Below are 12,795 nucleotides of genomic sequence, written 5' to 3' on the forward strand. Positions count from 1 at the left end.
GAGGGGGCCTTCCGCCACCCGGGGCGGAAGGCCCCCTACGGCTGGGCGAGCCGGGCGGGTACCGCGGCGACCTGCTCGTCGGAGGCGGTGAGCGCCACCCGGACGTGGTGGCTGCCACCCGGACCGTAGAGCGCGCCGGCGGCGGCCAGGATGCCCCGACGGGCCAGCCAGTCCACGGTCCGCCAGCACTCCTCGCCGTCCCGGGTCAGCCACAGGTAGAGGCCCGCCTCGGAGTGGTCGACGGTGAACCCGGCGGCGGTGAACGCGGCGAGCAGCTTCTCCCGCCGGGCCCGGTAGCGTTCCCGCTGCTCGTCGGCGTGCCGGTCGTCGGTCAGCGCGGCGACCATCGCCGCCTGTACCGGGGCCGGGACGATCATGCCGGCGTGTTTGCGCAGCTTGAGCAGCTCGGCGACCAGGGCCGGATCCCCGGCGACCAGCCCGGCACGATACCCGGCCAGGTTGGAGCGCTTGGAGAGCGAGTGCACCGCGAGCACCCCGTCGTACGAGCCGCCGCAGACCTCGGGCGACAGCACCGACACCGGTTCGGTGTCGGTGGACCAGCCCAGCGGCAGGTAGCACTCGTCGCTGGCGACCACGGCACCCCGCTCGCGGGCCCAGTCGACCACCTTGCGCAGGTGGGCGGCGGGCAGCACCCGGCCGGTCGGGTTCGCCGGCGAGTTGATCCAGACCAGGCGGACCCGGGAGGTCGGCCCGACCGCGGTCAGCGAGTCGGTGCGTACCTCGGTGGCCCCGACCAGCCGCACCCCGTCGGAATAGGTGGGGTAGCAGACGGACGGCACGACGACCACGTCACCCGGGCCGATGCCGAGCAGGGTGGGCAGCCAGGCGACCAGCTCCTTGGAGCCGATCGTGGGCAGCACGCCGTACCCGCCGGCGCCGGTCCGGCAGGTACGCGCCACCCAGTCGGTGATCGCGGCCCGTAGGGCCGGGGTGCCGGCGGTCAGCGGGTAGCCGGGCGCGTCGGACGCGTCGGCCAGGGCCCGCCGGATCACCGGGGGCACCGGGTCGACCGGGGTACCCATGGACAGGTTGATCAACCCGTCCGGGTGCGCCGCGGCCAGGGTGGCCGCGGCGTCCAGGGTGTCCCAGGTGAACTCGGGTAGCCGCGACGAGACCGGCGTGGGCCGGTTCAGTGGCCCTCTCCGCGTGGTGGCTGGGCGGCCACGAAGGTGGCGTCCTTCTCCACCTTGCCGATCTTCGAGGCACCACCCGGCGAGCCGAGCTCCTCGAAGAACTCGTAGTTCGCCCCGGTGTAGTCCTTCCACTGCTCCGGCACGTCGTCCTCGTAGAAGATCGCCTCCACCGGGCAGACCGGCTCACAGGCACCGCAGTCGACGCACTCGTCGGGGTGGATGTAGAGCATCCGATTGCCCTCGTAGATGCAGTCGACCGGGCACTCCTCGATGCATGCCTTGTCGAGCACATCCACGCACGGCTCGGCGATGATGTAGGTCACCGGTCATCTCCTCCGCAAGACGCGTCGCGATCCTCCGCGACGGTAAGAGCCTAGTATCTCGCCGGGGAGGGGGTCGATCGTGCTCCGACAGCAGGATGTGGGACATCGGATCGTGGTCCGGCGGATTGTGGGGATTCGTGAGGGCCGCCCGCTGTTCTCCGACGCTCTGGGCGAGTTGGTCGAGCTGAGCGAGACCCACATCACTCTCGCCACCGACCGTGGACGGCTCCAGGTGCCCCGGGCCGAGGTGCACCGGGCCAAGCGGGTCCCGCCGGCGAGCCGGCCGACCGCCGCCGCCATGGTCGCCCTGGAACACGCCGCCGACGCGGCCTGGCCGGCACCGGTACGCGGGCGGCTCGGCGACTGGCTGCTGCGTGCGGCCGACGGCTGGACCGGGCGGGCGAACTCGGCGCTGCCGGTGGGCGACCCGGACCGTCCGCTGCCGGCCGCCGTGGACGCCGTCGAGCGCTGGTACGCCGACCGGGGCCAGCCGGCGATGATCAACACGCCGTTGCCGCTGGCCACTCCGGTCGGGGCCGAGCTGGACGCCCGGGGCTGGAGCGCCCGGCCGCTGGTGCTGGTGCAGACCGTGCCGTTGGCGAAGCTGCGCGCCGCCGGGCCGCCACCCGACCCGGCGGCCCCCGGAGCCGAGCTGACCACCGCCCCGTCGCCGGAGTGGCTGACCATCGCCGCCGGGCGCAAGGGCGGCCTGCCCGACTCCGCCCGGCACGTGCTCACCGCCGTGGACCAGCTCCGCTTCGCCGGGGTGTACGTGGACGGCACGCTGGTCGCGGTGGGCCGGGGCACCGTCACCGGGCAGGGACGCTGGCTCGGGCTGAGCCTGATCGAGGTGGTGCCGTCGGCGCAGCGGCGCGGCCTGGCCCGGACGGTGATCCGCGCCCTCGCCGAGTGGGCGGCGGAATCCGGGGCCACCGACGCGTTCCTCCAGGTGGAGCAGCGCAACACGCCCGCCGTCACCCTCTACCGGGGGCTCGGCTTCACCACCCACCACACGTACCTCACCCGGGTCGCCCCGGGCTGACGCCGCCTGCCGTCAGCGGCGGACCACCCGGCGGGGTTTGGTGGTCTTCACCTCGGCGTACCGCTTGAGCTGCTGGGAGCGGTAATCCAGGCCGAGGGCGGTGGCGATCAGGTACCCGACCAGGATGCCGGCGGCGGTCGCCAGCAGGTAGAGCCCGAGCTGGCCGAAGAACGTGCCCGCCCCGCCGCCGAACGGGTTGTCGCCGACCAGCAGCGGCCCGACCAGGACGGTCAGCAGCAGCGCGACGCCCACCGCGGCGGCGATGTCGGCACCCCACCGGGCCACCGGGGCACGCCGGGACCAGGTGAACACCACCACCGCCAGGATCAGCCCGATCACCAGGAACATGATCAACGAGACCCGACCGAAGGCGGCCTCATCGTCGTCGAAGGCGAACCGGGTCACCAGCCGAGCGACCACGTTGACCGCGAACAACGCGCCCGCCAGCACACCGATGGACCGCCACTGGTCCCGCATCGCATGCCTCCCGCCGTACCGCCCGCCCCGACGGCGGGCCTCCTGGCAGGAATATCTACCACCCGGTCCGGGCCGGCGTCACCCGCCCGGCCGGGACCCGGTGTCGTCGTCGGGCCGGGTCACCGGGGCCGGTGGCGGCACCGGGGCGATGATCAGGCGGAAACCCATCACCGCGAAGGTCATCGCGCCGGCCACGATCATCGCCAGCCCGACCCAGTTGTCGCCGACCAGCAGCAGGTCACCCTCGTCCGTCCGGCCCGCCGCGACGACCATCATGGCGAACCAGGGCAGCGCGGGCAGCACCACCGCCCAGCGTCGCCCCACGGCGGCGTGCGCGAACCAGCTCAACGCCACGTTCGCCACGATCGCCACCAGCACCGACACCCCGATCAGCTGCCCACCCACCCGGAGCCCGGCGAGCACCAGCTCCAGGACGGCGGTCAGCACGCCACCGAACACGGCGATCGCGCCCCCGGCCACCCGCAGCGCGAGATCGAGCAGCCGGACCAACCGCCCCGGCGACGGTGGCGGGTCGGCCTGCGGCGGGGCTACCGACATCGGCGCGGCGGGCAGGGTCACCGCAGCCCGGCCGACCCGGCCGACGCGGGCTCCGACGCGGTGGGGTCGAGCCCGGCGAAGAGGTCGTCCTCCCAGCCGTACGGGCCGCTGCCGGGCCCCTTCTCGCCGACCGCGAGGGTGTAGTACTCCACGCCCATGAACTCGTTGCCGAAGTTGCCGGCGATCGAGTACAGCCACGAGTTGTCCGGGATCTGGGTGGCGTGCGCGCGCATCGCGGCCTCCTTGGCCACGTGCTGGTCGGTGGCGTCGATCCGGGCGGCGATCTCCGCGTCGGGGGTGCCGAAGGGCAGCTCGGAGACGTCGGTGAGCTCGGCGAAGGGGTTGTCCGACGAGCCGGCGAAGTGGGTCATGCCGGCTTCCAGCACGCTCAGCGGCATCGCCGTCCAGTAGACCTTGGCGGGCGCGAAGCCCTCGGCCCGGGCCAGTTCCACGGCACGCATCGCCACCCGGTGCGCCTGGATGTGGTCCGGGTGGCCGTAGAAGCCGTTCTCGTCGTACGTGACCAGCACCTGGGGGCGTACCTCGCGCATGATCTCCAGCAGGTGCCCGGCGGCCTCGTCGAGGTCGGCCTGCCAGAAGGCCCGGGGGTGTTCGTTGGTGGCCAGGCCCATCATGCCGGAGTCGCGGTAGCGGCCCGCGCCGCCGAGGAACCGGTGGTCGGTGACGCCGAGGGCGGCGCAGGCGGCGGCCAGCTCGGCGATCCGGTACCCGCCGAGCTGGTCGGCCTCGGCGGCGGCGAGCTGGGCGAACGCCGGCACGTGGATCTCACCCTCCTCGCCCAGCGTGCAGGTCACCAGGGTGACGTGGGCACCGGTCGCGGCGTAGTGCGCCATCGTCGACCCGGTGCCGATCGACTCGTCGTCAGGGTGGGCGTGGACCAGCAGGAGCCGTCGGTCGGGCAGCGTCGTCACGCGGTCACTCTATCCGTCGCGGCCGGGGCCGTCGGATCCGACGCGTCCGCTCAGGTCGGCCACATCACCCCCGGTACGGCTCTACGATCTGGCGTGTGGACTATCCCGAGCTGGCCGCCCGTACCCGTCGGTTCAGCCACGGGGCGCCGCGCGCCGTCACCGTGGCCGACGACGGATCCCGGGTGGTGTTCCTGCGTTCGGACGGTCCGCAGGACCCGGCCGACGCGCTCTGGCTGCTCGACCTGGCCACCGGCGAGGAACGGCTGGTCGCCGACGCGGCGACGCTGCTCGGCGACGACCCGGACGCCGGGCTGCCGGCGGCCGAGCGGGTGCTGCGCGAACGGCTGCGGCTGAGCGCCGGGGGCATCGGCTCGTACGCGACCGACCCGGCCGCCCGGGTGGCGGCGTTTCCGCTGGCCGGCCGGTTGTTCCGGGCCGACCTGGTCGACGGCGACGTGGTCGAGGTGACCACCGCCGGCCCGGCGATCGATCCCCGGCCGGACCCGACCGGGCAGCGGCTGGCGTACGTGACGGACGCCGGTGAGCACACCCGCCGGGGCGAGCTGCGGGTGATCGAGCCGGACGGGACGGACCTGCTGCTGGCCGGGGAGGACTCCGGGGTCACCTGGGGGCTGGCCGAGCACGTCGCGGCCGAGGAGTTCGACCGGTTCCGGGGCTACTGGTGGGCGCCGGACGGCCGGTCGATCCTGGCCGCCCGGGTCGACGAGTCCCGGCTGCCGCGCTGGCACCTGCATGACCCGGCCGACCCGACCAGCCCGCCGGACAGCGTCGCGTACCCGGCGGCCGGCGGGCCGAACGCCGAGGTCACCCTGCACCTGCTCGACCTCGACGGCGGCTGGGTGGACGTGCACTGGGACCGGGAGACCTACCCGTACCTGGTCTCGGTGGACTGGGCGGAGGGCGGCCCGCTGATCACCGTGCTGCGCCGGTCGCAGCAGCACGGCCTGGTGCTGGCGGTGGACCCGCGTACCGGGGAGACCCAGGTGCACGCCGAGCTGGCCGACCCGCGCTGGGTGGACCCGATCCCGGGCACCCCGGCGCACCTGCCGGACGGGCGGGTGCTGGTCGGCGGGGAGCTGGCCCACGACGGGTACGACGCGCGGTGCCTGTTCGCCGACGGCACCCTGCTCACCCCGCCCTCGCTGTACGTGCGTCGGGTGGTGGGGCGGCTGCCGGCCGGCACCGGCCCGGCGGACCTGGTGGTGGAGGGCAGCGACGGCGAGCCGAGCCAGCGGCACCTGTTCCGGATCCGGACGGTGATCGGCGGCGGGGTGGACGTACGGCGGATCACCTCGGACGCCGGTTGGCACACCGCAGCGGTGGGCGGGGACGTGCTGGTCGTCGGGTACGCCTCGCTGGACCATCCGGGGGTGCGCTGGTCGGTGCGCCGGGGCGACGAGGAGGTCGCGACGCTGCGGTCGCATGCGGCGACCCCGCCGTACGCGCCCCGGCCGGTGCTGGAGCGGGTGACCGACCGGCGGCTGCCGGCGGCGGTGCTGTACCCGGGCAACCACGTCGCCGGGCGGCGGTTGCCGGTGCTGCTGGACGTGTACGGCGGCCCCGGTCACCAGGAGGTGGTGGCGGCGCGGGCGGCCTGGCTGGAGCGGCAGTGGTGGGCCGACGCCGGGTTCGCGGTGGTGACCGTGGACAACCGGGGCACCCCGGGGGTGGCCCCGTCGTTCGAGAAGGCGATCCACCGGCGGATGGCCGACGTGGTGCTGACCGACCAGCTCGACGCGCTGGACGCCCTCGCCGAGAAGCATCCCGACCTGGACACCGGCCGGGTGGCGGTGCGCGGCTGGTCGTTCGGGGGCTGGCTGGCCGCGTTGGCGGTGCTGCGGCACCCGGAGCGGTTCCGGTGCGGCATCGCGGGTGCCCCGGTGACCGACTGGAACCTGTACGACACCGCGTACACCGAGCGTTACCTGGGTCTGCCGGACGAGGGGACGGACGTCTACGACCACCACAGCCTGGTCGAGCTGGCCGCCGAGCCGCCGGCCGGTGAGGACGACCGGCGGCCGTTGCTGCTGGTGCACGGGCTGGCCGACGACAACGTGGTGGCCGCGCACACGCTGCGGTTGTCGGCGGCGCTGCTGGCGTCCGGTAGGCCGCATTCGGTGCTGCCGTTGACCGGGGCGACGCACCTGGCGGCCGGCGGTACCGCCGAGCGGCTGCTCCGCCTGGAGCTGGACTTCCTCCAGATCTGGCTGTGAGCCCGGAGCCCGATCCGGCGGGGAGCCCGATCCGGCTGTGAGCCGGGGTCCCCCGTCGACGCGGGGGACCCCGGTACGTACGCCTACTGCTTGACGTGCACGTTCACGAACGACGGGTAGCCGAAGATGCTGGAGATGAAGATCCCGCCGACCTTGGAGCCGTGCAGGTAGTAGCCGTTCTCCACGAACAGCGGCACGGCCGGGGCCAGCTCCTTCATGATCCGCTCGTCGAGCTTGGCCCACTCCGCGCCCTGCTCGGCGACGGGCAGCGCGAGCACCCGGTCGAACTCGGCGTTGATGGCGTCGCTGTTGACGTACGAGGTGTTGCTGTTGTTCTCAGCCTTGATGGTGCGGCCGTCGAAGAGCACCGGCAGGATCGCCGCGCCGCTGGGCCAGTCGGCGGCCCACTGGTCGGTGTACAGGTCCCAGGGGTTGCCCTTCTTGCCGACCTCGTCGAGCTTGGCGTCGGCCGGGATGGTCTTCACCGTGATCTTGAAGCCGGCCTTCTCCAGGTTGCCCTTGAGCTGGGTGGCGAGTTCGGTGGAGTCGTCGCTGATGCCGAGGACCAGTTCGGGGGTCTTGCCGGCGAGCAGTTCCTTGGCCTTCTCGACGTTGCCGTTCGGCCCGGCCGGGTAGACGTCGTGCTTCTGGAAGCCGATGGTCGACGGCGGCAGCAGGCTGGTGACCGGGCGGGCGGACGCCTCACCGCCGTACGCCTTGACGAAGCCGTCCCGGTCGATGGCGTAGTTGAGCGCCTGACGTACCGCCAGGTCGGTGACCCGGCTGGTGTTGATGGTCAGCCGCCAGAGGCTCGGGGTGGGGCCCTGCACCGAGCGCGGCTTGAGGCCGGCGTCCCCGGTGACCCGGGCGACCAGCGCGGAGGGGACCCCGTTCCAGGCCAGCGCGGCCTGGTCGTCGCCGTTGTCGGCGATCACCCGGTTGGCGCCCGCCTCCGGGTCCGGGCCGAAGTTCCAGACGATCCGGTCCGGGTACGCGTGCCGCACCGGGTCGGTGTTCGGGTCCCAGTGCTCGTTGCGTTCCATCACCAGCTCGACACCGGCGTTGTTCTTGGTGATCTTGTACGGTCCGGAGGAGAACGGCTGGTTGTCCAGGTTGACCCCGGTGTCCTTCTCCGGCTTCAGCGGCGCGGTGTACGGCAGCGAGGCGGCGAACGGCAGGTCGCAGTGCGGCTTGGCGAACTCGAAGCGCAGCGTCTTGTCGTCCGGGGTGGTCAGGCCGGGCGGGAGCGAGGTCTTGTTGGTCTTGAAGTCCCACTTGGTGTCGTACTGCGGGGTGTCGGCGAGCCACTCCTGGAGGTAGGTGGGGCCGCCGGTCAGGTCGGGGTCGAAGGAGCGGGCGATGCCGTAGGCGATCTCCTTGGCGGTGATCGGGCTGCCGTCCTCGAACTTCACCCCGTCCTTGACGGTGAACTCCCAGACCTTGCAGTCGGAGTTCACGTCCTTGCCGGGGGTGGTCGCCAGGTCGCCGACCAGGGTGACCTTCCCGGAGCCGTCGTCCTTGAAGGTGGTCAGGGACCGGCTGTAGAGCGGCGCGTTCATCAGCCCGGCGAACGAGTAGACCCGCTGCGGGTCCAGGTGCGAGATCTTGGTCTCCCGGAGCACCCGGAAGGTGCCGCCCTTCGCCGCGCCGGGCACCTCGGCGGCCGGTCCCATCGACTCCTTCGGGTCGGTGGCGATCGATCCGCTCTGTACCCGGTCGACGTCGGTGGTCGTGTCGGTGCCCTTGTTCTCGCTGCACGCGCCCAGCGCCGCGAGCAGTGCGAGCGCTCCGCCGGCGGCGGCTGCCCTCTTCAGGCGCATCCCGCGCCTCCTCCCTGATGATGTGACATGTGACAAACCGGTGGTGCTCAGCGCAGCCGCACCCGGGGATCGATGGCGGCGTAGAGCAGGTCGACGACGATGTTCGCGACCACGATGAACACCGCCGAGATCAGTACGGTCGCCATGATCGTCGGCAGGTCCCCGGCGCGTACCGCGTCGATGGCGGTCCGCCCCAGCCCCTGGATGCCGAAGGTGGTCTCGGTGATCACCGTGCCGCCGAGCGCGCTGCCCACGTCCAGGCCGGCGATGGTGACCACCGGGGTGATCGCGGCGCGCAGCGCGTGCCGCCCGTACACGGTGCGTTTCGCCAGGCCCTTGGCCCGCGCGGTACGCACGAAGTCCTCGGACAGCGTCTCCAGCATCTGCGCCCGGGACAGCCGGGCGTAGATCGCGGAGAACAGGAACGCCAGCGACACCCAGGCCAGCACCAGCCCGCTGGCCCACTTCACCGGGTCGTCGAGGATCGACGTGTAGCCGGGCACCGGGGTGATCCGGAGCTGGTACGTGAAGATCAGCAGCAGCACCGCGCCGACGAAGTACAGCTGCATCGACGCCCCGGTCAGCGAGAAGCCGATGGCCGCCTTGTCCAGCCAGGTGCCCCGGCGCAGCGCGGAGACCATGCCCAGCCCGACCCCGACCAGCAGCCACAGCACCGCCGCCGGGAACACGATGCTCAACGTCACCGGCAGCACCCGGACCAGGGTGTCGGTGACCGCCTCGTTGTTCACGTACGACCAGCCGAGACAGGGCGCGTCGCAGTGGCCGCCCTGCGCGCTGCCCAGGTCCCGGCCGGTGACGATGCCCGTCATGTAGTTGGCGTACTGCTCGACCAGCGGGTCCCGCAGGCCCAGTTCCTCGCGGACCCGCTCCAGCCGTTCGGCGTTGCAGTTCTTCGGGCACATGCCGCTGACCGGGTCCTTGGGCAGGGCGAAGAACATCAGGAAGCTGAGCACGCTCACCACGAACAGGGTGAGCACGGCGCTGAGCAGCCGACGTACCACGAATCGCGTCATGGGGACAGGGCTCCTACCGGGACGACTTCGGGTCGAGCGCGTCACGCAGCGCGTCACCGAACAGGTTGAACGCGAGCACCAGCGCGAAGATCGTGATGCCCGGGAAGAAGACGTACGCCGGGTCGGTCTGCAGGTACGGGATGCTCTGGAAGATCATCCGGCCGAAGTCGGCGGTGGGTTCGAGGATGCCGATGCCGAGGAACGACAGCGCCGCCTCACCGGTGATGTACTGCGGCACCGCGAGCGAGAACGCCACCAGGATCGGCGCCCACAGGTTCGGCAGGAGCTGCCGGAACACCATGTGCCCGAGCCCGGCCCCGCTGGCCCGCGCCGCCTCCACGAACTCCCGTTCGCGCAGCGAGATCACCTGCCCCCGGACCAGCCGGGCGGTGCTGGTCCAGCTGAACGCGGCGAAGACCCCGATCAGCACGGCCACCTGGAACCAGGCCGGCACCTCCTCGCGCGGCCCGTAGAAGCGCAGCGCCACCGTCGGCACCACGGCCAACGCGAAGATCAGGAACGGCAGGGCCAGCGCCACGTCGGTGATCCAGCTGATCACCGTGTCGACGATCCCGCCCAGGTAGCCGGCGAGGATGCCGGTGACCACCCCGATGGTGGTGGTCACCACGGCGGCGGCGAACGCGATGAACAGCGAGGTGCGCAGCCCGTACACCATCCGGATGAAGATGTCCCGGCCCAGCCGGGGCTCCAGGCCGAACCAGTGGTCGCCGCTGACCCCGCCGACGTAGCCGAGCGGCATCCCGTTGCCGTCCAGCAGCTCCTGGAACTGCTCGTTCGGGCCGACCCCGTACAGCTTCGAGATCAACGGCGCGGCGAGCGCGACCGCCATCAGCACCAGCAGCACGACGCCACTGACCACCGCCGTCCGGTCCCGGCGCAGCCGCGCCCAGGCCAACTGCCCCGGCGACCGGCCGACGACCTGGCGGTCCGCCGGGCCTTCGGCCGCAGCCGGGTCGAGGTCCGCGCGGACCTCGCCCTCCACCGGGGACAGGCTCATCAGGACACCCCGTTCGGTACGGCCACCACGTCACCGGCCGAGGTCAGCGGCCCGGTTTCCGGGTAGTGGCAGGCGGTGGACTGGTTGCCGCCGTCGCGGGGCACCAGGGCGGGGGTTTCGGTGGCGCACCGGTCGGTGGCCTTCCAGCAGCGGGTCCGGAACCGGCACCCCGACGGCGGGTCCAGGGGCGTCGGCACGTCCCCGGTCAACCGGATCCGCCCGCCCGTACCCACCCCGGTCACGTCCGGCACCGCCGACAACAACGCCCGCGTGTACGGATGCTGCGGACGCTGGTAGATGTCGACCCGGTCCCCGATCTCCACGATCCGTCCCAGGTACATCACCGCCACCCGCTGCGACACGTGCCGCACCACCGCCAGATCGTGCGCCACGAACACGAACGCCAACCCCAGATCCCGCTGCAACCGCCGCAACAGGTTGATCACCTGCGCCTGGATCGACACGTCCAACGCCGACACCGGCTCGTCCGCCACGATCAACTTCGGCTCCAACGCCAGAGCCCGCGCGATCCCGATCCGCTGCCGCTGCCCACCGGAGAACTCGTGCGGATACCGGTTGTAGTGCTCCGGGTTCAACCCCACCAGTTCCAGCAACTCCCGTACCCGGTTACGCACCCCACCGGTCGGCCGGATCCCGTTCACCTCCAACGGCATCGCCACGATCCGCCCCACCGTGTGCCGCGGATTCAACGACGCGTACGGGTCCTGGAAGATGATCTGCAGGTCCTGCCGCAACCGCCGCAACTCCCCACCACGGGCCCGGGTGATGTCCCGACCCGCGAACGTCACCGTCCCAGCGGTCGGGGTCAACAACCGCACCAGCATCCGACCCGTGGTCGACTTCCCACACCCGGACTCCCCGACCAGACCCAGGGTCTCCCCCGACCCGACGGTGAAGTCCACACCGTCGACCGCCCGCACCACACCCGAACGCCGGAACCCGTCCCGCACCGGGAAATGCTTCGTCAGACCACTGACCGTCAGCAGCGGGTCGGCGGAGCCGACTGGCACGCTCACCGGGCCACCCCTACCTCGTCGGCCCGGATCCGGGACCGCTCCGCCGCCGGCAGGTGGCAGGCCACCCGGTGCGCCGACCCTCCACCCACCGGCACCAGTTCCGGCACCACCGTCCGGGACCGACCCTCCGTACGTTCGGCCCACCGGCAGCGGGGATGGAACGCACACCCCGCCGGCAGGTCGATCAAACTCGGCGGATTACCCGCGATCGGCGTCAACTCCGCGCCCGCGTCCCCCCGCAACGACGGCACACTCCCCAACAACCCCCACGTGTACGGATGCCCCGGTGAGCGCAGCACCTCAGTCACCGTGCCGTGCTCCACCACCCGGCCGCCGTACATCACCAACACCTCGTCAGCCACCTGCGACACCACACCCAGGTCATGCGTGATCAACACGATCGCCGACCCGAACTCCGCCTGAAGATCAGCGAGGAGATCCAGAATCTGCGCCTGCACCGTCACATCAAGAGCCGTCGTCGGCTCATCCGCGATCAACAACTCCGGATCGTTGACCAACGCCATCGCGATCATCACCCGCTGCCGCATCCCACCCGAGAACTCATGCGGGTACTGGTCGAACCGCCGCCCCGGCTGCGGGATACCGACCCGGCCGAGCATGTCCACCGCCCGCGCGTGGGCCTCCCGTCGCCCCGCCCCGGAGTGGTGCACCCGGTACGCCTCCGCGACCTGCCGCCCCACGGTGTAGTACGGATGCAACGCCGACAACGGATCCTGGAACACCATCGCCATGTCCCGTCCGCGCAGCCGGCGGACCGTCTCCTCGGGCAGACCGACGATCTGCCGGCCACCGAGGGTGATCTCACCGCTGACCGTCGCCCGACGCGGATCATGCAGACCCAACACCGCCAACGACGTCACACTCTTCCCCGAACCCGACTCCCCCACGATCCCCAACGTCCGACCCCGCTCCACCGCGAACGACACCCCGTCCACCGCCCGCACCACACCATCAGCGGTGTCGAACCGCACCCGCAGATCAGTCACCCGCAGGTACGGATCAGTTGCGGTACGCTCTGCGGGCGCGTCGCGCCCATCGCCCGGCCTGTCGGCCGGCATCGACTCGGGTCTCTTCACGACCGACCGCCTCCCCTGCCTGGACGAAGAGAACTTGCAGCACAACCCAGATGGCGAAAATAAGCTACA

At 71.9% G+C, this 12,795-nt stretch carries 12 protein-coding genes; 2 read left to right on the forward strand and 10 right to left on the reverse strand.

Going from position 1 to position 12,795, the window contains the following annotated elements; translation table 11 throughout:
* Positions 1-35 precede the first annotated feature (35 nt).
* Complete coding sequence (gene dapC / locus PVK37_RS01540) at positions 36-1,154, reverse strand: succinyldiaminopimelate transaminase (RefSeq protein WP_275035325.1); 1,119 nt, start codon at positions 1,152-1,154, stop codon at positions 36-38.
* Positions 1,151-1,477 (reverse strand): ferredoxin, encoded by a 327-nt coding sequence (gene fdxA, locus PVK37_RS01545; RefSeq protein ID WP_091422126.1) that lies wholly within the window; start codon positions 1,475-1,477, stop codon positions 1,151-1,153. The genes dapC and fdxA overlap by 4 nt, the downstream gene beginning before the upstream one ends.
* A gap of 79 nt (positions 1,478-1,556) precedes the next feature.
* On the opposite strand from fdxA, the gene PVK37_RS01550 reads away from it, so the two are divergent.
* The gene (locus PVK37_RS01550) at positions 1,557-2,519 is read left to right on the forward strand and encodes a GNAT family N-acetyltransferase (protein ID WP_275031876.1); all 963 of its coding nucleotides are present in this window, start codon (positions 1,557-1,559) and stop codon (positions 2,517-2,519) included.
* 12 nt (positions 2,520-2,531) lie between these two features.
* Here the strand turns inward: PVK37_RS01550 and PVK37_RS01555 are convergent, their stop codons facing one another.
* From PVK37_RS01555 to mshB, 3 genes are all read right to left on the reverse strand, one after another.
* Entirely contained in the window at positions 2,532-2,996 is a 465-nt protein-coding gene (locus PVK37_RS01555; RefSeq protein WP_275031877.1) for a hypothetical protein, read from the reverse strand.
* A gap of 78 nt (positions 2,997-3,074) precedes the next feature.
* Complete coding sequence (locus tag PVK37_RS01560) at positions 3,075-3,554, reverse strand: hypothetical protein (protein WP_275031878.1); 480 nt, start codon at positions 3,552-3,554, stop codon at positions 3,075-3,077.
* A 17-nt stretch (positions 3,555-3,571) separates the two neighbouring features.
* Entirely contained in the window at positions 3,572-4,486 is a 915-nt protein-coding gene (gene mshB, locus PVK37_RS01565) for an N-acetyl-1-D-myo-inositol-2-amino-2-deoxy-alpha-D-glucopyranoside deacetylase (protein ID WP_275031879.1), read from the reverse strand.
* A gap of 95 nt (positions 4,487-4,581) precedes the next feature.
* Here mshB and PVK37_RS01570 point away from each other — a divergent pair, with 95 nt between their 5' ends.
* Entirely contained in the window at positions 4,582-6,720 is a 2,139-nt protein-coding gene (locus PVK37_RS01570) for a S9 family peptidase (protein ID WP_275031880.1), read from the forward strand.
* A gap of 83 nt (positions 6,721-6,803) precedes the next feature.
* Here the strand turns inward: PVK37_RS01570 and PVK37_RS01575 are convergent, their stop codons facing one another.
* From PVK37_RS01575 to PVK37_RS01595, 5 genes are read right to left on the reverse strand one after another with little or no spacing between them, the layout of a single operon-like run.
* On the reverse strand, positions 6,804-8,540 hold the full coding sequence (locus PVK37_RS01575; RefSeq protein ID WP_275031881.1) for an ABC transporter substrate-binding protein: 1,737 nt from the start codon (positions 8,538-8,540) through the stop codon (positions 6,804-6,806).
* Positions 8,541-8,587: 47 nt separating this feature from the next.
* The gene (locus PVK37_RS01580) at positions 8,588-9,574 is read right to left on the reverse strand and encodes an ABC transporter permease (RefSeq protein ID WP_275031882.1); all 987 of its coding nucleotides are present in this window, start codon (positions 9,572-9,574) and stop codon (positions 8,588-8,590) included.
* A 13-nt stretch (positions 9,575-9,587) separates the two neighbouring features.
* Positions 9,588-10,592 carry an ABC transporter permease gene (locus tag PVK37_RS01585; protein ID WP_275031883.1) on the reverse strand — a complete coding sequence of 335 codons (1,005 nt, stop codon included), beginning with the start codon at positions 10,590-10,592 and terminating at the stop codon, positions 9,588-9,590.
* Entirely contained in the window at positions 10,592-11,629 is a 1,038-nt protein-coding gene (locus tag PVK37_RS01590) for an ABC transporter ATP-binding protein (RefSeq protein ID WP_275031884.1), read from the reverse strand. The genes PVK37_RS01585 and PVK37_RS01590 overlap by 1 nt, the downstream gene beginning before the upstream one ends.
* On the reverse strand, positions 11,626-12,708 hold the full coding sequence (locus PVK37_RS01595) for an ABC transporter ATP-binding protein (RefSeq protein WP_275035326.1): 1,083 nt from the start codon (positions 12,706-12,708) through the stop codon (positions 11,626-11,628). The genes PVK37_RS01590 and PVK37_RS01595 overlap by 4 nt, the downstream gene beginning before the upstream one ends.
* Positions 12,709-12,795: the final 87 nt, after the last annotated feature.

The sequence above is a fragment of the Micromonospora cathayae genome, from assembly GCF_028993575.1.
GTDB classification, from domain to species: domain Bacteria; phylum Actinomycetota; class Actinomycetes; order Mycobacteriales; family Micromonosporaceae; genus Micromonospora; species Micromonospora cathayae.